Source organism: Streptomyces sp. DSM 120436, assembly GCF_055778765.1.
Genome location: NZ_JBSKBS010000001.1, coordinates 2,948,917 through 2,968,020 on the forward strand (window position 1 = coordinate 2,948,917; position 19,104 = coordinate 2,968,020).

Here is a 19,104-nt window from a genome sequence, read left to right on the forward strand (position 1 = left end):
AACAGGAGACGCCGGGTGACGAGTACGGACACGCACGACCAGGCAGAGGACTCGGGACCCGGCGGCTACGCGGCGGCCCGGCTGCGCCTTCTCACCGAGAGGGCGCGGTCCGGGCCGCCGCGCCGTTCCGCGCTCGCCGGTCTCACCGACGACTGGCTCGCCGGACTCTTCGCGGCCGGCGCCCCCGGAGCGCGCGGGGTGTCCCTGGTCGCCGTCGGCGGCTACGGACGCGCGGAACTCTCCCCGCGCAGCGACCTCGACCTGCTCCTGCTCCACGACGGCAGCGCCCCCGAGGCCGTGTCCGCCCTCGCGGACCGCCTCTGGTACCCGGTCTGGGACCTCGGCCTCGCCCTCGACCACTCCGTCCGCACCCCGGCGGAGGCCCGCAGGACGGCGGGGGAGGACCTCAAGGTCCAGCTCGGGCTGCTGGACGCCCGGCACCTCGCCGGCGACCTCGGCCTCACCACCGCCCTGCGCACCGCCGTCCTCGCCGACTGGCGCAACCACGCCCCCGAGCGGCTGCCCGCCCTGCGGGACCTGTGCGAGGAGCGCGCCGGACGCCAGGGCGAACTGCAGTACCTCCTCGAACCCGACCTCAAGGAGGCCCGCGGCGGGCTGCGCGACGCCACCGCCCTGCGCGCGGTGGCCGCCTCCTGGCTCGCCGACGCCCCCCGCGAAGGACTCGCCGAGGCCCGCCGCCGCCTCCTCGACGTGCGCGACGCCCTGCACCTGACCACCGGACGCGCCACCGACCGCCTCGCCCTCCAGGAACAGGACCAGGTCGCCGCCGAACTCGGCCTGCTCGACGCCGACGCCCTGCTCCGCCAGGTCTACGAGGCCGCCCGGGTCATCGCCTACGCGGGCGACGTCACCTGGCGCGAGGTCGGCCGCGTCCTGCGCTCCCGCTCCGGACGCCCCCGGCTGCGCGCCATGCTGGGAGGCAAGCCCGCGCCCGAGCGGTCCCCGCTCGCCGAAGGGGTGGTGGAACAGGACGGCGAAGTGGTGCTCGCCCGCGCCGCGCGCCCCGACCGCGACCCCGTGCTCCCGCTCCGTGCCGCGGCCGCCGCCGCCCAGGCCGGCCTCCCCCTCAATCTCCACGCCGTACGCCGCATGGCCGCCGGCGCCCGCGCCCTCCCCTCGCCCTGGCCCGCCGAGGCACGCCAGCAGCTCCTCACCCTGCTGGGCTCCGGCCGGCCCACCGTCGAGGTCTGGGAGGCGCTGGAGGCCGAGGGCCTGATCAGCCTGCTGCTCCCCGACTGGGACCGGGTGCGCTGCCGCCCCCAGCGCAACGCCGTCCACCTGTGGACCGTCGACCGGCACCTCGTCGAGACCGCCGTGCGCGCCTCCGCGTTCACCCGCCGGGTCAGCCGCCCCGACCTGCTGCTCGTCGCCGCGCTGCTGCACGACATCGGCAAGGGCTGGCCGGGCGACCACGCGGTGGCCGGCGAGGTCATCGCCCGCGACGTGGCCGCCCGCATCGGCTTCGACACCGACGACGTCACCGTGATCGCCACCCTCGTACGCCACCACCTGCTGCTCGTCGAGACCGCCACCCGGCGTGACCTCGACGACCCCGCCACCGTGCGCTCCGTCGCCGAGGCCGTCGGCTCCCCGGGCACCCTGGAGCTGCTGCACGCCCTCACCGAGGCGGACGCCCTCGCCACCGGACCGGCAGCCTGGTCCTCCTGGCGCGCCTCACTCGTCGCCGACCTGGTCGAACGGGTCTCCGCCGTGCTGGCGGGCCGGACCCCGCCCGACCCGGAGGAGGCCGCGCCCACCGCACAGCACGAGCGGCTCGCCCTGGAGGCCGTCGCCACCGGCGCGCCCGTGCTGTCCCTGAGGGCGCGGGCCGAGCCGCCCGCCGAGCCGTCCGAGGACCCCGAACCGATGGGCGTGGAGCTGATCGTCGCCGTACCCGGCCAGCCGGGCGTGCTGCCCGCGGTGGCCGGCGTGCTCGCCATGCACCGGCTCACCGTGCGCACCGCCGGACTGCGGTCGCTCGGTCTCCCGGACGGCGTCGACGGCTCCGTGCTGCTGCTGGACTGGCGCGTCGCCGCCGAGTACGGCTCGCTGCCGCAGGCCGCCCGGCTCCGTGCCGACCTGGTCCGCGCCCTGGACGGCAGCCTGGACGTCTCCGGCCGCCTCGCCGAACGGGACGCCGCGTACCCGAGGCGCCGCGGGGCGGTCGCACCGCCCCCGCGCGTGACGGTCGCCCCGGCCGCCTCCCGGCACGCCACGGTGATCGAGGTCCGCGCGCAGGACGCCCCCGGGCTGCTGTTCCGCATCGGGCGGGCGCTGGAGGACGCGGCGGTACGGGTGCGGAGTGCGCATGTGAGCACGTTGGGGGCGAACGCGGTGGACGTCTTTTATGTGACGCAGGAGCAGGGTGTGCCTTTGCCGGGTGAAGAGGCGGTGGCTGTGGCACGGAAGCTGGAGGAGGCGCTGCGGGCGTGACCTTCTGGTCACGTCATGCGTTCACGGGAGGTGCTCCTCGCCGACGCGGGGGTTTCCGTCCCTGCCTGCTGACCTCAGCGGGCGGGGGCGATGTGCTTGCCGGGCCGGATACCCTGGAGGGCAGCCCAGTCCGCCCCCGACCTCGAGGACCGACGCCACCGTGTTCGATACCCTCTCCGACCGCCTCAGCGCGACTTTCAAAAACCTCCGCGGCAAAGGCAGGTTGTCCGAGGCGGACATCGACGCCACGGCGCGTGAGATCCGCATCGCCCTCCTGGAAGCGGACGTGGCCCTGCCGGTCGTCCGGGCGTTCATCAAGAACGTCAAGGAGCGTGCGCTCGGCGCCGAGGTCTCCAAGGCGCTCAATCCGGCCCAGCAGATCATCAAGATCGTCAACGACGAGCTCGTCCAGATCCTCGGCGGCGAGACCCGCCGCCTCCGCTTCGCCAAGCAGCCCCCGACCGTGATCATGCTCGCGGGTCTGCAGGGCGCCGGCAAGACCACCCTCGCGGGCAAGCTCGGCAAGTGGCTCAAGGACCAGGGCCACTCCCCGCTGCTGGTCGCCGCCGACCTCCAGCGCCCCAACGCCGTCAACCAGCTCAGCGTGGTCGCCGAGCGGGCCGGCGTCGCCGTCTACGCGCCCGAGCCGGGCAACGGCGTGGGCGACCCGGTGAAGGTCGCCAAGGACTCCCTCGAGCACGCCCGGTCCAAGGTCCACGACATCGTGATCGTGGACACCGCCGGCCGCCTGGGCATCGACCAGGAGATGATGCAGCAGGCCGCGGACATCCGCGACGCGGTCTCGCCCGACGAGATCCTCTTCGTCGTCGACGCGATGATCGGCCAGGACGCGGTCAACACCGCCGAGGCCTTCCGCGACGGCGTCGGCTTCGACGGCGTGGTGCTCTCCAAGCTCGACGGTGACGCGCGCGGTGGCGCCGCCCTGTCGATCCGGCAGGTCACCGGCAAGCCGATCATGTTCGCGTCCAACGGTGAGAAGCTCGACGACTTCGACGCCTTCCACCCGGACCGGATGGCCTCCCGCATCCTCGACATGGGTGACCTGCTCACCCTGATCGAGCAGGCGGAGAAGACGTTCAGCCAGGAAGAGGCCGAGCGGATGGCCTCCAAGCTGGCGTCGAAGAAGGGCCAGGACTTCACCCTGGACGACTTCCTCGCCCAGATGGAGCAGGTCCGCAAGATGGGCTCGATCTCCAAGCTGCTCGGGATGCTCCCGGGCATGGGGCAGATCAAGGACCAGATCAACAACCTCGACGAGCGGGACGTGGACCGCACCGCCGCGATCATCAAGTCGATGACGCCCGGCGAACGCCAGGACCCGGCGATCATCAACGGCTCGCGCCGCGCCCGTATCGCCAAGGGTTCCGGTGTCGAGGTCAGCGCGGTGAAGAACCTGGTCGAGCGGTTCTTCGAGGCGCGGAAGATGATGTCCCGCATGGCCCAGGGCGGCGGCATGCCGGGGATGCCCGGGATGCCGGGCATGGGCGGCGGTCCCGGCCGCGGCAAGAAGAAGCAGAAGCAGGCCAAGGGCAAGCAGCGCTCGGGCAACCCGATGAAGCGCAAGCAGCAGGAGCAGGAGGAGGCCGCGCGGCGCGCCGCGGCGGCCCAGGCCGGCAACGCCTTCGGCCTGCCGCAGCAGGGCGGCAAGGACTTCGAGCTGCCCGACGAGTTCAAGAAGTTCATGGGCTGAGAACCGCGCACGGACGCCGCGGGGGCGCCTCCTCGGACGAGGAAGGCGCCCCCGCGGCGTCCGCGGCCGAGCCGGTCAGGGCACGCGCGCGACGAGGTACCGGAAGACGTTCGGCATCCACACGGTGCCGTCGGCGCGCTGGTAGGGGTGGAGGGCCTCGGTCAGTTCCTTGTCGACCTGCGCCTGGTCGGTGGCGGTGATCGCCGGGTCGAACAGGCCCGTCGACCTCAGGCCCCGTACGGCGCTGTCCGCGTCCGCGTAGCCGAAGGGGCAGGCGACCCGGCCGGAGCCGTCCGGACGCAGGCCCGCGCGCTCGACGACCCGCTCCAGGTCGTCCCGTCCGGCGGGGCGCCAGGCGTCCGCGCCGCGCAGGGGCTCCGCCAGCTTGGCTGCCACCCGCAGCACCGACGCGGTGGCGCAGCGCTCGGGCGGGCCCCAGCCGGCCAGCACCACGGCCGCCCCGCGTCCGGCCAGCGGCAGCGCCTCGGCGAGCAGCTCGCCCAGTCCCTCCGCGTCGCCCGCCAGGCACCCGATCGGTTCGAAGGCGGTCACCACGGTGTACCCGGCGGCGCCGGCGCGGGCCGCCTCGGCGGGGGAGCCCCGCACGATCCGGGTGTCGGTGTGCGCGTGGGCGTCCCGCTCGTCCGGCAGCAGGCGTTCCCGCGCGAGGGCCAGCCGGTCGGACGAGGTGTCCACGCCGGTGATCGCCGCCCCGCGGGAGGCCGCCATCAGCAGGGCCAGTCCGGAGCCGCAGCCGAGGCCCAGCAGCCGGGTCGCCGGACCCACGTCGAGTCGCTCGTACACCGCCTCGTAGAGCGGTACGAGCATCCGCTCCTGTATCTCGGACCAGTCACGCGCGCGTGCCCGCAGGTCCACGCACGGGGACGTCCCCGTGCGTGACGGGTGCTGCCGCACGAGCGTAGGTGTCATAGGTAAGCGCCCCAATCAGCCGAGAAGTTGCCGCGGTCCCCGTTTCCCTGGCCCCCGTGCCGTGCGCCCGCACACCCCCCGTATGCCAGGAAACTCCGCCCTCGGCGTGTCGTCCAGTGGAAGGGGGCGGCCGTTTGGCAGTCGCTCATGCCAGTGGCAAGAGTTCACCTTCCGGTCACCGGGGGCCGTCCGGTCCGCCACGGCGGAGTCGTCCCGCGGAACGCTTCCGGCCAACGGCGACGGGGCGCCGGGGTCCGGGGGGAGGGGCGGTTCGCGGCGCCGGGGGCGGACCCGGTAGGTTCTGCGGTCACGGCGTTCCGGGTGAACCGGACGCCGCCTTCCGCCGCGAGGGCGGCCGAAAGGGCTCTTGCGCGTCCGAGGGGCGCACGCGCACCGGCGCGTGCAGACCGGATGCACGCGGGGGCGTACGTCAGCCTACGCACCACCTTGCGGTGAGCTGCGAGGCTTCTCCGCAGATCAGCGCACCCGTGTTCGTCAGGACGCATCAGTGGCAACTGACGGGTACGTGCAAATTATTTGGGATGCCCCGGAATCGGAACACAGAGGCACCCAGGCTCGTTGTCATTACGTGAGCACGACACAGACACCACCTGTTCTCGCCGCAGAGCTGGCACAGGCGTGGGCCGACATTCAGCGGTACCACCCCGAACTGCCCGATCTCGCCGCGCCCGAGTCCCTGATCGGGGAGTCGTCGTCCGCGTGCGGACACGAACTCTCCTTCGAGCGACTGCTGCACGAGGCAGTCCACGGCATCGCCGCCGCGCGCGGCGTGCGCGACACGTCCCGAGCCGGCCGGTACCACAACCGCAGGTTCCTGGCCATCGCCGAGGAACTGGGGCTGGACCACCCCGAGGAGCCGCACCCGAGCAGCGGCTTCTCGCTGGTCACGCTCACCCCCGAGGCGAAGCGCCGGTACCGCCCGACGACGGAGCGTCTCCAGCGTGCCCTCAAGGCCCACACCGCGGCGACCGCGGGCGACACCGCCCGCAGCTTCCGCGGCCCGGCCGCGCGGCACGGTTCCTCCGGCGGCGGCGTGCGCGTCAAGGCGGTCTGCGACTGCGGCCGCAACGTGCGCGTCGTCCCGTCGGTGCTGGCGCAGGCGCCCATCGTCTGCGGCGGCTGCGGAAAGCCCTTCCGGATCCCGGAAGTCGTCGCGGCGAGCTGAGGCCCCGGCACCTCGTGGGTGCCGGGGCCCGGCTCCGCCGGCCACCGGGCGCACCCGGCGCGGAAGCACCACGCGCCGGGTGCCGCCTCGTCGTGCCCACGCACCCTCACCCCCGGGCCGTCCGGCCCCTCAGGGTGTGGCACAATGGCTAGCTGTACTCGACAGCCGCACAGGACCCCTCTCTCCTCCGGCTGACGCGTCCATCGGGCACTCGGGTACCGCAACCCCACGCGGCTCACTCGCCGTGCCCCACCACGTCAAATCCAGGAGAACCCACTCCCGTGGCAGTCAAGATCAAGCTGAAGCGTCTGGGCAAGATCCGTTCGCCTCACTACCGCATCGTCGTCGCCGACTCCCGTACCCGCCGTGACGGCCGGGCCATCGAGGAGATCGGCAAGTACCACCCGACGTACAACCCGTCGGTGATCGAGGTCGACGCCGAGCGCGTGGCGTACTGGCTCTCCGTCGGCGCCCAGCCGACCGAGCCCGTGCTCGCCATCCTGAAGAAGACCGGCGACTGGCAGAAGTTCAAGGGCGAGCCCGCCCCGGCGCCTCTGCTGCAGCAGCCCGAGAAGCCCGCCCGCCCGTCCTTCGAGGCCATCGGCGGCGAGGACGAGGGCAAGGGTGAGGCCATCACCCAGAAGAAGAAGGCTGAGAAGAAGGACGAGGCCGCCGCCGAGTCCGCGTCGACCGAGGCCTGAGCATGCTCGAGGAGGCTCTCGAGCACCTCGTGAAGGGCATCGTCGACAACCCTGACGATGTGCAGGTCGCCTCGCGCGACCTGCGCCGCGGTCGCGTGCTCGAGGTCCGGGTCCACCCGGACGACCTCGGCAAGGTGATCGGTCGCAACGGCCGCACCGCACGCGCCCTGCGCACCGTCGTGGGCGCCATCGGCGGCCGCGGTGTCCGCGTCGACCTCGTCGACGTGGACCACGTCCGCTGACGCCGCAAGCAGCACCGGCTCGGGCCGGGGAGGGCCACTGGGCCGTCCCCGGCCCGCAGTCGTATGACAGGAGAACGAACACAGTGCAGTTGGTAGTCGCTCGTATCGGCCGCGCCCACGGCATCAAGGGCGAGGTCACCGTCGAGGTCCGCACCGACGAGCCGGAGCTGAGGCTCGGCCCCGGCGCCGTGCTGGCCACCGACCCGGCCTCCGCCGGGCCGCTGACCATCGCGAGCGGCCGGGTGCACAGCGGCCGCCTGCTGCTGCGCTTCGAGGGCGTCCACGACCGCAACGGCGCCGAGGCCCTGCGCAACACCCTCCTCATCGCCGACGTCGACCCCGAGGAACTGCCCGAGGGCGAGGACGAGTACTACGACCACCAGCTGATCGACCTCGACGTCGTCACCGAGGACGGCGAGACGGTCGGCCGGATCACCGAGATCTCCCACCTGCCCACCCAGGACCTCTTCATCGTCGAGCGCCCGGACGGCAGCGAGGTGTTCGTGCCCTTCGTCGAGGAGATCGTCACCGAGATCGACCTGGAGGGGCAGCGCGCGGTCATCGACCCGCCGCCCGGTCTGATCGACGACCGCGCCGAGATCGCCTCGTCCCGGGACGCCGCGGAATCCGGGGACGACGCCTGATGCGGCTCGACGTCGTCACGATCTTCCCCGAGTACCTCGAACCGCTGAACGTCTCCCTCGTCGGCAAGGCGCGCGCCCGCGGACAGCTCGACGTGCACGTCCACGACCTCCGGGACTGGACGTACGACCGGCACAACACCGTCGACGACACCCCGTACGGCGGCGGTCCCGGCATGGTCATGAAGACCGAGCCCTGGGGGGACGCGCTGGACGCGGTGCTGGCGGACGGCTACGAGCGCGGCTCGGGCGAGCCCGTCCTGATCGTCCCCACCCCGAGTGGCCGCCCCTTCACCCAGGAACTCGCCGTCCACCTCTCCGAGCGGCCCTGGCTGATCTTCACCCCGGCCCGCTACGAGGGCATCGACCGCCGCGTCGTCGACGAGTACGCCGCCCGCATGCCGGTGTACGAGGTGTCCATCGGCGACTACGTCCTGGCCGGCGGCGAGGCCGCGGTCCTGGTCGTCACCGAGGCGGTGGCGCGGCTGCTCCCGGGCGTCCTCGGCAACGCCGAGTCGCACCGCGACGACTCCTTCGCCCCCGGCGCCATGGCCAACCTGCTGGAGGGCCCCGTCTACACCAAGCCGCCGTCCTGGCGCGGCCGGGAGATCCCGGACGTGCTGCTCAGCGGCCACCACGGGAAGATCGCCCGCTGGCGGCGCGACGAGGCGCTGCGGCGGACCACCGCCCACCGCCCCGACCTCGTCGAACGCTGCGAACCCGAGGCCTTCGACAAGAAGGACCGGGAGATGCTGTCCATCCTCGGCTGGGAACCAGACCCCGAAGGGGAGCCGTACGGCCGATTTTGGCGCAGGACCGGCGGCGTGGAAGAATAGGCCGCTGTTGTGCGCCGTCCGGCGAGCGCCCCTGCCGCAGGGGGACACGACGCCCGCCCCGCACCGCACAGCCCGATCCCGAACCTAGTTGCCGTTGATGACCTGCGGCATCAGCGAAGAAAGCAGACGACATGTCTCACCTGCTCGACTCCGTCGACTCCGCGTCGCTCCGCAGCGACGTCCCGGACTTCCGCCCCGGCGACACCGTCAACGTCCACGTGCGCGTCATCGAGGGCAACCGCTCCCGTGTGCAGCAGTTCAAGGGTGTGGTGATCCGCCGCCAGGGTTCCGGCGTGCGCGAGACCTTCACGGTCCGCAAGGTCTCCTTCTCCGTCGGCGTCGAGCGCACCTTCCCGGTGCACACCCCGATCGTGGAGAAGATCGAGCTCGTCACCAAGGGTGACGTCCGCCGCGCCAAGCTGTACTACCTCCGTGAGCTCCGCGGCAAGGCCGCGAAGATCAAGGAGAAGCGCGAGAACTGAGCGCTTTACCGGCGTCACATCGCGGCCGGATAGCATCTGGCCCCGATGGACACCGAAGCACAGCCGACGGAGCGCGACCGCTCCCTCCCCCCGGACCCCGAGGACTCCTCGGGCGCCCCGGGGCCGGAGGGGCGGTCGCGTTCCGCGTTGGTGTCGCGCATCACGGACCGGCTGCCCGGCGGGCGGATCACGCTGACCCTGCTGCCCTGCCTGCTGTTCCTGCTGGCGGTCAACACGTTCGTGGCGCGGCCCTTCGAGATCCCGAGCGGATCGATGGAGAAGGGATTGACGGTCGGGGACCGCGTTCTCGTGAACAAGCTGGCGTACCGCTTCGGCGACGGGCCGGACCGCGGCGACGTGATTGTGTTCGACGGCACCGGGTATTTCGGTGACGCCGACTACATCAAACGGGTCGTCGGGGTGGGCGGGGACCGTGTGGTCTGCTGTGACGCGGAGGGGAGGATCCGGGTGAACGGCCGGTCGGTCGACGAGTCGGGCTTCCTGTTCCCCGGTGACAGCCCCTCCACGGTGCGGTTCGACGTCGTCGTGCCCGAGGGGCGGCTGTTCGTCCTCGGCGACCACCGCAGCAACTCCAGTGACTCGCGCGACCGTCTCGGGTCGCCCGGGGGCGGGATGGTGCCGGTCGAGGACGTCATCGGGCGCGCCGAGGGCGTCGTGTGGCCGTTCGGCCGCGCCGGCCTCCTGGAGCCGACGGACGCGTACGCGAGGGTGCCGGCGGGGGAGGCATCCGCGCATGCGGGCGGGGCCGGTGGACCCGGGCGTGCTTCCGGGGCGGGCGGGGCCGGTGCATCCGTGGGCGTGCGGGAGGCGGACGCGGCTTCGTCGGCGGAGGGCGGTCATGGGTAACCGCGGCAAGCCCCGCGGCGTGCCGGCGAGCGCCGCCGAGAACCTGCTGCCCACCGGGGCCCGTCGGGCCGTCACCCCCTCCTCCGGCCGCACCCGCGCCGAGCGGCGCAAGCTCCAGCGCAAGGTCAAGCGCCGCCGCAGGCGCAGCGCCGTCAAGGAGATCCCCCTCCTCATCGGCGTCGCCGTCCTGATCGCGCTGGTGCTGAAGACGTTCCTCGTACAGGCGTTCGTCATCCCGTCCGGTTCCATGGAGCAGACGATCCGGATCGGCGACCGCGTCCTCGTCGACAAGCTCACCCCCTGGTTCGGCTCCAGGCCCGAGCGCGGCGACGTCGTCGTGTTCAAGGACCCCGGCGGCTGGCTCCAGGACGAGCGGACCGCGCCGAAGGCGGAGGACCCGGTCGGCGTCAAGCAGATCAAGGAGGGCCTCACCTTCATCGGTCTGCTGCCGTCGGACAACGAGAAGGACCTGATCAAGCGGGTCGTCGGGGTCGGCGGCGACCGCGTCCAGTGCTGCGACGCCCAGGGCCGCGTCACCGTCAACGGCGTCCCGCTGGACGAGGACTACCTCCACCCCGGCAACGCCCCCTCGCTGACGCCCTTCGACGTCACCGTGCCGGAGGGCCGGCTGTGGGTGATGGGCGACCACCGCGCGAACTCCGCGGACTCCCGTTCCCACCAGGACACCGACTACGGCGGCACCGTGTCCGAGGACGAGGTGGTGGGCCGGGCCGTGGTCATCGCCTGGCCGCTCGGCCACTGGAGCACGCTCGACGAGCCCACGACGTACGCCTCCGTGTCCGACTCGGCGCCGGGGTCGATCGCCGGCGCGCCGACGTCGCATAGGGTTGCCCCGGACGGTCCCGGCCAACGTGAAGAGATGGTCCAGCTCCCGAGCCCTGCGGAACTCCCGCTCGTTATGGGAGTGGTGGGCCTGCGCCGGGCATGGCGCGGGCGGCGGCAGAGAGTGAGGAGTCGGCGTGGGGGATGTGGCGGTAGGCGCACGGTCCGGTCAGGGAGGCGAGGAGCCCCGCGGAGGCTCCGCGGGGCCGGGCGAACCGGGCGCGGGACACGCCGCGTTCTCCGGGAGTGACGAGCGTGCGGTCGAGGACGGCGGAGTGAACGAGGACGGGACGCGGACCGACGGCCAGCAGCCGGACGACTCGGAGCGGGGCCGGCCGAAGAAGCAGCAGCGCTCCTTCTGGAAGGAACTGCCGATCCTCATCGGCATCGCGCTCGTCCTGGCGCTGCTGATCAAGACGTTCCTCGTGCAGGCGTTCTCGATCCCCTCCGACTCGATGCAGAACACCCTCCAGCAGGGTGACCGGGTCCTGGTGGACAAGCTGACCCCGTGGTTCGGCTCCGAGCCCGAGCGCGGCGAGGTCGTCGTCTTCCACGACCCCGACAACTGGCTGGCGGGCGAGCCGACCCCCGACCCCAACGTGCTGCAGGAGGCTCTCAGCTTCATCGGCCTGATGCCGTCCGCGGAGGAGAAGGACCTGATCAAGCGGGTCATCGGCGTCGGCGGCGACACGGTCGAGTGCAAGGGCACCGGCCCGCTGAAGGTCAACGGCAAGGCGCTGAACGAGCCGTACGTGTACCCGGGCAACACCCCGTGCAGCCAGGACGACCAGGGCGGCCAGTTCAAGGTGAAGGTGCCCGAGGGCCACATCTGGGTCATGGGCGACCACCGGCAGAATTCCCGGGACTCCCGCTACAACACGGCCGACAGCAACCAGGGCTTCGTCCCCGTCGACAAGGTCGTCGGCCGCGCCGTGGTCATCGCCTGGCCGATCAACCGCTGGACCAACCTGCCCGTCCCGGACACCTTCGACCAGCCCGGCCTGAACACCCCGGCGCAGAACGCGGCGGCCCTGACGGTCGCGCCGCCCGCGGTCGCGCTGGCCGGCGCGGTGCCGTTCGTGCTGTGGCGGCGCCGTCGCGCCTGACAGGGGGCGCGGGGAGGGCTGACCCGCCCGGGTACCGCCGGGTAGGGTGCCGCCCATGAGCGGTCAGAGCACGACGCGTACGGTCCCGGGCAGCGGCGGCTCCGGCACGGCACGGGTCGGCCGGACCGGGCAGGTGCTGTCCAACGTGGCCGTCGTGCTCGGGCTGGTGCTGTTCCTCGGCGGGTTCGCCTGGGGAGCGGTGGTCTACCGGCCGTACACCGTGCCGACCACCTCGATGGCCCCGACGATCGGCGCCGGCGAGCGGGTGCTGGCGGAGCGCATCGACGGCGGCGAGGTCCGCCGCGGCGACGTCGTCGTGTTCACGGACGCGACCTGGTCGGACGCGCCCATGGTGAAACGGGTCGTCGCCGTCGGCGGCGACACCGTCTCCTGCTGCGAGAACGGCAAGCTCACGGTCAACGGCAAGGAGATCGAAGAGCCGTATCTCCCCGAGGACCCGATGGCGCGGTCCGCCGTCTTCCCCGAGGTGACCGTGCCGAAAGGCCGCCTGTTCCTGCTCGGCGACGAGCGCTCCGGCTCGGTCGACTCCACGGCCCGCCTGACCGACGCCGCCCACGGCACGGTCTCCCGCGACGCCGTCCGGGCCCGGGTGGACGCTGTGGTCTGGCCGATGGACGGCATGCTCGCCAAGCCCACCGGCTTCGAACAGCTCGGCCCCCTCTCCACGTCCGGACCGCTGCCGACCGTGCTCGCCGCGGCGGCCGGTGGCGCGGTGCTGGTGCTCGGGGGCGCCGCCTACGGGCCGCTGGCCAAGCGCGCGGCCGCGTCCCGGGCCCGGAGCGCGGCGGGGAGCACCGGTGGCCGCTGAACCCGCGCCTGCGGCGCCGGACACCTGTGCGGGCGGGTTGCGCAGGGTCGCCCGGGTGGTCCTGCTCGACCCGCGGGACCGCATCCTGCTGCTCCACGGCCACGAACCGGACGACCCCGGCACCGACTGGTGGTTCACCCCCGGCGGCGGCGTGGAGGGCGACGAGACCCGTGAACAGGCCGCCCTCAGGGAACTCGCCGAGGAGACCGGCATCACCGACGTCGACCTCGGTCCCGTGCTGTGGCGACGGCGCTGCTCCTTCCCGTTCGCGGGCCGCCAGTGGGATCAGGACGAGTGGTACTACCTGGCCCGTACGACGCAGACGACGACCGCGGCCACGGCCCTGACCGAGCTGGAGCGGCGCAGTGTCGCGGGAGCGCGCTGGTGGACCTGCCCGGAACTGCTCGACGCCCGTGAGACGGTGTATCCGACCAAGCTCGCCGGGCTGCTGCGGAAGCTGCTCGACGAGGGCCCCCCGGCCGCGCCCGTGACCCTGGACACCGAAATCGTCCGGTGATTCCCGGGACTGGCGCACAATGGTGGGATCGCACGGCTGAAGGGGAACATGCCATGAGCGCCGAGGACCTCGAGAAGTACGAGACCGAGATGGAGCTGAAGCTCTACCGGGAGTACCGCGATGTCGTCGGTCTGTTCAAATACGTGATCGAGACCGAGCGGCGTTTCTACCTCACCAATGACTATGAGATGCAGGTCCACTCGGTCCAGGGCGAGGTGTTCTTCGAGGTCTCCATGGCGGACGCCTGGGTCTGGGACATGTACCGGCCTGCCCGCTTCGTGAAGCAGGTGCGCGTACTCACGTTCAAGGACGTGAACATCGAGGAGCTCAACAAGAGCGACCTGGAGCTGCCGAGCGGGTGATGCCACCCTTGCGGGTGGCGGAGTTGTCCACAGTCGTCCGGTTGTGCACGTGACGCGGCGGGAACCGGCGGGGGTGCGTGACGGTTGGCGCCGGAGGTGGTGCCGGCATGGACGCACGGCAGGACACGGAGCAGGGACGCGGTCGCGGGGTGGCGGCTCAGGCAGAGCCGGGCCGCGGGGGACCGCAGGAACACGGGGGGCGGGCCCGCGGCGCGCTCGGAAGGTACGCGCTCGGGAGGTACGGGGAGACGCTGGCCGCCCGGCGGCTCACCCAGGCCGGGATGACGGTGCTGGCGCGCAACTGGCGCTGCGGCCGGACCGGCGAGATCGACATCGTGGCGCGGGACGGCGACGCCCTGGTCGTCTGCGAGGTGAAGACCCGCCGCACCGCTGCCTTCCAGCACCCCATGGCGGCGATCACTCCGGCCAAGGCGAGCCGGCTGCGCGGCCTGGCGGAACGCTGGCTCCAGGAACACGGGGGAGCACCGCCCGGCGGCGTCCGCATCGACCTGGTCGGCGTGCTGCTCCCGAGGCGCGGCGCCCCCGTCGTCGAGCACGTCAGGGGGGTGGCCTGACATGGGATTCGCCCGTACGTGTTCGGTGACCCTCGTCGGCGTCGAGGGCGTCGTCGTCGAGGTGCAGGCCGATCTGGAGCCGGGAGTCGCCGCGTTCACGCTGGTGGGGCTGCCGGACAAGAGCCTGACGGAGAGCCGGGACCGGGTCAGGGCCGCCGTGGTCAACTCCGGTGGCGAGTGGCCGCAGAAGAAGCTCACCGTGGGCCTGAGCCCGGCGTCGGTGCCGAAGGCCGGCAGCGGCTTCGACCTCGCTGTCGCCTGCTCGGTGCTCGGCGCCGCCGAGCGGATCGACCCCCGGGTCCTCTCCGACATCGTGATGATCGGCGAGCTGGGGCTGGACGGCCGGGTGCGGCCGGTGCGGGGCATCCTCCCGTCGGTGCTGGCCGCGGCGGACGCGGGTTTCGAGCAGGTGGTGGTACCCGAGTGCGCCGCCGCCGAGGCCGCCCTGGTGCCGGGCGTGTCCGTGCTGGGCGTGCGCAGCCTGCGCCAGCTCATCGCGGTCCTCACCGACGAACCGGTGCCCGACGAGGAGCCCTTGGAGCCGGAGCGCCCCGACCCCCTGATGGCAGGGCTGCGCGATCTCGGCAGCGGAGCGGTCACGGCCATGAGCGGCGGCCCGGGCCGGTACGACCAGGGGCACGACCTCGCCGACGTCGTGGGCCAGCACGCGGCGCGCACGGCGGTCGAGGTGGCCGCGGCGGGCGGACATCACCTGTTCCTCGAGGGCCCGCCCGGTGCCGGGAAGACGATGCTCGCGGAGCGGATGCCGTCCGTCCTGCCGCCGCTGGACCGGCAAGCCTCCCTGGAGGTGACGGCGGTGCACTCGGTGGCGGGTCTGCTGCCGCCGGGACGGCCGCTGATCGACACCGCGCCCTACTGCGCGCCGCACCACTCGGCCACCATGCAGGCCCTCGTCGGCGGCGGCCCGGGGACGGCCCGGCCGGGAGCGGTGTCCCTGTCGCACCGAGGCGTGTTGTTCCTCGACGAGACCCCCGAGTTCAGCAGCAAGGCGCTGGACGCCCTGCGCCAGCCGCTGGAGGCGGGGCACGTGGTCATCGCGCGCAGCGCGGGCGTCGTGCGCTTTCCGGCGCGTTTCCTCATGGTGCTCGCGGCCAACCCGTGCCCCTGCGGTCGGTTCTCCCGCACCGACGACCGGTGCGAGTGCCCGCCCTCGGCCATCCGCCGCTACCAGGCCCGGCTCTCCGGACCGCTGCTCGACCGGGTCGACCTGCGGGTCGAGGTCGATGCCGTCACCCGTGGCGCGCTGACGGCGGCGGGCGCCCGGGGCGAGGCCACCGCCGCGGTCGCCGACCGGGTGCGCTCGGCCCGGGACCGCGCCGCCGCGCGGTTCCACGGCACCCCCTGGCGCCTCAACAGCGAGATCCCCGGGCGTGAACTGCGCAGCCGCTGGCAGGCCGCACCGGGAGCCATGGACGAGGCCGAGCGCAGCCTGGAGCGGGGTGTGCTGACCGCGCGGGGGCTCGACCGGGTGCTGCGGGTCGCCTGGACCGTCGCCGACCTGGCCGGCCACGACCGCCCCGACGCCGACGACGTCGCCCTCGCCCTGCAACTGCGCACGGGCGTCCCGCGCGGGGTGCCGATGGCGATCGGGGTGGGGGTGTGAGCCAGGTGAGCGGGCCGTACGGCCCGACCGGGTCGGCCGAGCCGGCCGGATGGACGGGTGCCACGGGGTTCACTGAGCTGACCGGTTCGCTGGGGCCGACCGGGCCGGCCGGGCCGACTGGATCGACGGGACGGGTGGCTCCGGCGGGTCCGTTCCGACGGCTGGGGGTGAACAGTCCGGTCGAAGCCGTCGAAGCCGTCGAAGCCGTCGAAGCCGTCGAAGCCGCCGAATCGCCGGGGTCGACCGGCCAGACCGAACCGATCGAATCCCCGGGGCCGGCTGCCCAGACCGAACCGGCCGGGCCGAGCGGCCCGACCGATCCGGCCGGACCGTTGGGATTGAGCGGACTGAGCGGACTGAGCGGACCGCCGGGTGTCGCCGGGCAGGCGGGGCCGCCGGGCCGGACCGGCTCAGGCTCCCCGTCGGGAGCGACCGGGCAGGAGGGCCCACCGGGAGTGCCCGGATCACCGGTGCCGACCGGACCGGCCGCACCGGGCGGCCCCTTCGGCCGCGTCTTCCTCACCCGCGTCCTCGAACCCGGTGACGAGGCCGGTGGGCGTTGGGTGCGTGAACTCGGTGTGGATGCCGTGGTGCGGCGGCTGAGGCAGGGCGGGGAGCCGCTGCCGGGCATCAGCGCCAAGCGGTGGGCCGGGCTGCTGGCGAGGGCCGAGCGGGCCGACCCGCGCCGGGATCTTGCCGTCGCACGGGACGTCGGCGTGCGGTTCGTGAGTCCCGGGGACGCCGAGTGGCCCGGCCAGCTCGACGACCTCGGGGACGCCCGCCCGCTCGGCCTGTGGGTGCGCGGCAGCGCGGACCTGCGGATGTGGGCGTTGCGATCCGTCGCCCTCGTCGGCGCCCGCGCCTGCACCGAGTACGGCGCGTTCATGGCCTCCACCCTCGCGGCGGGACTCGCGGAGAAGGGCTGGGTCGTCGTCTCCGGCGGTGCCTACGGCATCGACGGCGCCGCTCACCGCGGGGCGCTCGGCGCGGACGGCGCGACCGTCGCCGTGCTCGCCTGCGGGGTGGATCGTCCCTACCCGCGCGGACACGCCGGGCTGATCAACCGTATCGCCGAACAGGGGCTGGTGGTCGGCGAGTTGCCGCCAGGCGAGCATCCGACACCCAGCCGCTTCGTCCTCCGCAACCGCGTGATCGCCGCCCTCACGCGGGGCACGGTCGTCGTGGAGGCAGCCCACCGCAGCGGCTCCCTGGTGACCGTCCGCGCCGCCCGCCGCCTGGGACGCCACACGATGGGGGTGCCGACGCCTCTGCCCGGGGGTGCCGCTCTGGCTCCGATCCGGTTCCGGCTGGCCATCGCCGCCTGACGACCCGGCCGCCGCTACTCTGACGGGGAGTTGGAGCAGCGGCGGCTGCGCCGAAAGGGGGGATGGCATGTCGAGAGACGACATGGACGATCCGAGTTACGCGGTATCAGCAGAGGACCACGGCAGGGACGCCCATCTTCACAACGGGATGCAGATCAACGTCACTGGCGAGGTGCAGGGCAGTGTCTTCCACATTGGTTCACGGGATGTAGGCGTTCATCAGGTCGGCAATCAGAAGCCCGAAGATGACCGCCCCACCCTGGCCGAGCAGCGGCAAAGCTTCTTCTTCGACTTCCTGAAGCACTCGCTCCAGCAGGCCGAGTGGACGTTCCGCCTGAGCGTCTGGTTCATGGCTGGTGGTTCGGCCATCATCTTGACTGCGGCTGTTCTGGGTCTGGTGCACGCCGGGAACCCGGACCTCAGCTATCTGCCGATCGTGACATTCCTGACGGGTGCCTTGATCACGGGTGGGGGTGGCGCGCTGGCGGTGCATGCACGACGTGCCAGGGCTCACGTCACGGAGCAAGCCGACCGGATGGACATCAAGATCGATCTTGACCACAAAATGGAGACCGCCACGGCCTTCATCGACCGCGTCGACGACCCGGCGGTGCGCGATCGGCTCAACTCGGCTGCTGCGATGAAGGCGCTCGACATGCAGTCCAGCCCTGAGGTGATGGTCGACCGCCTCTTGCCTGGGCAAGAGACCCGGCAGCTGGGTGAGACCGAGCCTGGCAGCTCCAACCGGTGACAAGCACGAGGCCACGGGGGGTACCGCCCGTGGCCTCTCGTGTGCCCGCCGGGCCCGGTGCCCCGGGGCGGGGTCTCGTGCGCTCCGAGACCCCACGGAAGCCCGGGACGGCACTACGCGGCCATGGGCGGCTCCTCGTCGTCCTGGCCGTCCGGCTCCTCAGCCCTGCGGGGACGCCGGTCCCCGGTATGTGGCGGGAGAACCTGAGGCGGCTCGTCAGCACCCGCCGGGGACGTCGGCGGCTCCGGCCCGTCCTCGGGTTCGGTCGACTCGACGTTGGCCTTCCACATATCCCGCCAGGCTTTGAGTGCGCGGCCAAACGAGCCGAACACGTCGGGGAGCAGATCAAGGATGCTCTTCACCGTGATGAGCAGCGCAGTGACCACGCCAGCGACGGTGAGAATATCGATGGTGATGCCGGTGCCGTCCACCGATCCTTACCTTCCCTGTCATGGGTCGGATCGGGTGCGCAGGCAGCCTCGATCCGAACCCTTCGGTTCGGGTCGAGACACCTGCGCTGACGTGTACGCAAATGTTCTCGGTCTTGCAGTGGGCCTTACTTGTCGGCCCGGTACAACCAAGTCACATGTCAACTGTCGCTACTCATCGACTCCGTCCAGCTCACGTCAGAACCACGGCGGCTGCGAAGACACCGTGGTCAGCCGTTGGTAGCTGACGAGTAGTCCTGGTTCCCTCAACGACGGGGCGCCCAGGTGCGCGCGGGCAGGAAGGTCCCGCGCAACCAGACTAGCGCACACAGGGATGGCCCGTGCCAAAGCGCAACAATGCCCCGCCCTAGCTGAGTTGGGGTGGGGCTGATGGAAGGTCAGGTCAGCGGCGGGCGGGGGAGCCGTTGCCTTGGCAGCGGTAGCACTCGCAGAGGGGCCACCGCGTGTCGATCAGCGGCACGTTCGGCATCTTGTCGACCGACCACTCCCGGGCGCTGACCTCGCGCATCTCCTTGGTGGCGGCGTCGTACTTGTACACCCGAATGCTTAACCCGGCCATTGGGTTCCCCTCGTCGTCCTGACCAGCAGGTATCGCGGTATCGCACTGTACCGCGATATCACGATGTCGCATAAGACTGCGGTAGCGGGGGTCACCGCGTGATCGTACGGTCGA

The 19,104-nt window shown here is 72.4% G+C and carries 20 protein-coding genes and 1 pseudogene; 18 read left to right on the forward strand and 3 right to left on the reverse strand.

All coding sequences use genetic code 11. The features are described from left to right. Positions 1–15 precede the first annotated feature (15 nt). A complete protein-coding gene (locus ACWH4W_RS13485) occupies positions 16–2,454 on the forward strand; it encodes a [protein-PII] uridylyltransferase (RefSeq protein WP_473075971.1) in 2,439 nt (812 codons plus the stop codon). 160 nt (positions 2,455–2,614) lie between these two features. After that, the gene (ffh, locus tag ACWH4W_RS13490) at positions 2,615–4,165 is read left to right on the forward strand and encodes a signal recognition particle protein (RefSeq protein WP_473075972.1); all 1,551 of its coding nucleotides are present in this window, start codon (positions 2,615–2,617) and stop codon (positions 4,163–4,165) included. Positions 4,166–4,240: 75 nt separating this feature from the next. Here ffh and ACWH4W_RS13495 read toward each other — a convergent pair whose 3' ends face one another. Next, the gene (locus ACWH4W_RS13495; RefSeq protein WP_473075973.1) at positions 4,241–5,095 is read right to left on the reverse strand and encodes a methyltransferase domain-containing protein; all 855 of its coding nucleotides are present in this window, start codon (positions 5,093–5,095) and stop codon (positions 4,241–4,243) included. Between the two features lie 589 nt (positions 5,096–5,684). On the opposite strand from ACWH4W_RS13495, the gene ACWH4W_RS13500 reads away from it, so the two are divergent. The 16 genes and pseudogenes from ACWH4W_RS13500 (at position 5,685) to ACWH4W_RS13575 (ending at position 17,982) form a co-directional block, all read left to right on the forward strand. Then, the gene (locus tag ACWH4W_RS13500; protein WP_033275912.1) at positions 5,685–6,281 is read left to right on the forward strand and encodes a hypothetical protein; all 597 of its coding nucleotides are present in this window, start codon (positions 5,685–5,687) and stop codon (positions 6,279–6,281) included. 281 nt (positions 6,282–6,562) lie between these two features. Beyond that, entirely contained in the window at positions 6,563–6,982 is a 420-nt protein-coding gene (gene rpsP, locus ACWH4W_RS13505) for a 30S ribosomal protein S16 (protein ID WP_473075974.1), read from the forward strand. 2 nt (positions 6,983–6,984) lie between these two features. After that, complete coding sequence (locus ACWH4W_RS13510; protein ID WP_005479813.1) at positions 6,985–7,224, forward strand: RNA-binding protein; 240 nt, start codon at positions 6,985–6,987, stop codon at positions 7,222–7,224. A gap of 83 nt (positions 7,225–7,307) precedes the next feature. Next, positions 7,308–7,868: a ribosome maturation factor RimM gene (gene rimM / locus ACWH4W_RS13515; protein WP_473075975.1), complete on the forward strand. Its 561-nt coding sequence runs from the start codon at positions 7,308–7,310 to the stop codon at positions 7,866–7,868. Further along, positions 7,868–8,701, forward strand: a complete 834-nt coding sequence (gene trmD, locus ACWH4W_RS13520; RefSeq protein ID WP_473075976.1) for a tRNA (guanosine(37)-N1)-methyltransferase TrmD — start codon at positions 7,868–7,870, stop codon at positions 8,699–8,701. Before rimM ends, trmD begins: the two co-directional genes overlap by 1 nt. Positions 8,702–8,832: 131 nt before the next feature. Further along, positions 8,833–9,183, forward strand: coding sequence for a 50S ribosomal protein L19 (gene rplS, locus ACWH4W_RS13525; protein ID WP_106412234.1), 351 nt, complete (start codon positions 8,833–8,835; stop codon positions 9,181–9,183). Between the two features lie 45 nt (positions 9,184–9,228). Next, the gene (lepB, locus tag ACWH4W_RS13530; protein WP_473075977.1) at positions 9,229–10,050 is read left to right on the forward strand and encodes a signal peptidase I; all 822 of its coding nucleotides are present in this window, start codon (positions 9,229–9,231) and stop codon (positions 10,048–10,050) included. Then, positions 10,043–11,143 carry a signal peptidase I gene (lepB, locus tag ACWH4W_RS13535; protein ID WP_473075978.1) on the forward strand — a complete coding sequence of 367 codons (1,101 nt, stop codon included), beginning with the start codon at positions 10,043–10,045 and terminating at the stop codon, positions 11,141–11,143. The genes lepB (ACWH4W_RS13530) and lepB (ACWH4W_RS13535) overlap by 8 nt, the downstream gene beginning before the upstream one ends. After that, positions 11,040–11,999, forward strand: coding sequence for a signal peptidase I (gene lepB / locus ACWH4W_RS13540; protein ID WP_473075979.1), 960 nt, complete (start codon positions 11,040–11,042; stop codon positions 11,997–11,999). Before lepB (ACWH4W_RS13535) ends, lepB (ACWH4W_RS13540) begins: the two co-directional genes overlap by 104 nt. Before the next feature lie 55 nt (positions 12,000–12,054). After that, complete coding sequence (gene lepB / locus ACWH4W_RS13545; protein WP_473075980.1) at positions 12,055–12,828, forward strand: signal peptidase I; 774 nt, start codon at positions 12,055–12,057, stop codon at positions 12,826–12,828. Beyond that, complete coding sequence (locus ACWH4W_RS13550) at positions 12,818–13,345, forward strand: NUDIX hydrolase (protein ID WP_473075981.1); 528 nt, start codon at positions 12,818–12,820, stop codon at positions 13,343–13,345. The genes lepB (ACWH4W_RS13545) and ACWH4W_RS13550 overlap by 11 nt, the downstream gene beginning before the upstream one ends. Before the next feature lie 53 nt (positions 13,346–13,398). After that, positions 13,399–13,707, forward strand: a complete 309-nt coding sequence (locus ACWH4W_RS13555) for a DUF2469 domain-containing protein (protein WP_003993268.1) — start codon at positions 13,399–13,401, stop codon at positions 13,705–13,707. A 107-nt stretch (positions 13,708–13,814) separates the two neighbouring features. Continuing rightward, positions 13,815–14,282 carry a YraN family protein gene (locus ACWH4W_RS13560; RefSeq protein WP_473075982.1) on the forward strand — a complete coding sequence of 156 codons (468 nt, stop codon included), beginning with the start codon at positions 13,815–13,817 and terminating at the stop codon, positions 14,280–14,282. Position 14,283: 1 nt separating this feature from the next. Further along, positions 14,284–15,906, forward strand: a complete 1,623-nt coding sequence (locus ACWH4W_RS13565) for a YifB family Mg chelatase-like AAA ATPase (RefSeq protein WP_473075983.1) — start codon at positions 14,284–14,286, stop codon at positions 15,904–15,906. A gap of 470 nt (positions 15,907–16,376) precedes the next feature. After that, positions 16,377–17,186: pseudogene (locus tag ACWH4W_RS13570) on the forward strand (DNA-processing protein DprA); the annotation flags it as partial. A 112-nt stretch (positions 17,187–17,298) separates the two neighbouring features. After that, positions 17,299–17,982 (forward strand): TRADD-N-associated membrane domain-containing protein, encoded by a 684-nt coding sequence (locus ACWH4W_RS13575; protein ID WP_473075984.1) that lies wholly within the window; start codon positions 17,299–17,301, stop codon positions 17,980–17,982. A 113-nt stretch (positions 17,983–18,095) separates the two neighbouring features. Here ACWH4W_RS13575 and ACWH4W_RS13580 read toward each other — a convergent pair whose 3' ends face one another. After that, positions 18,096–18,413, reverse strand: a complete 318-nt coding sequence (locus tag ACWH4W_RS13580) for a Sec-independent protein translocase family protein (RefSeq protein ID WP_473075985.1) — start codon at positions 18,411–18,413, stop codon at positions 18,096–18,098. Positions 18,414–18,813: 400 nt separating this feature from the next. Beyond that, the gene (locus tag ACWH4W_RS13585; RefSeq protein WP_164284817.1) at positions 18,814–18,990 is read right to left on the reverse strand and encodes a hypothetical protein; all 177 of its coding nucleotides are present in this window, start codon (positions 18,988–18,990) and stop codon (positions 18,814–18,816) included. Between the last annotated feature and the right edge of the window lie 114 nt (positions 18,991–19,104).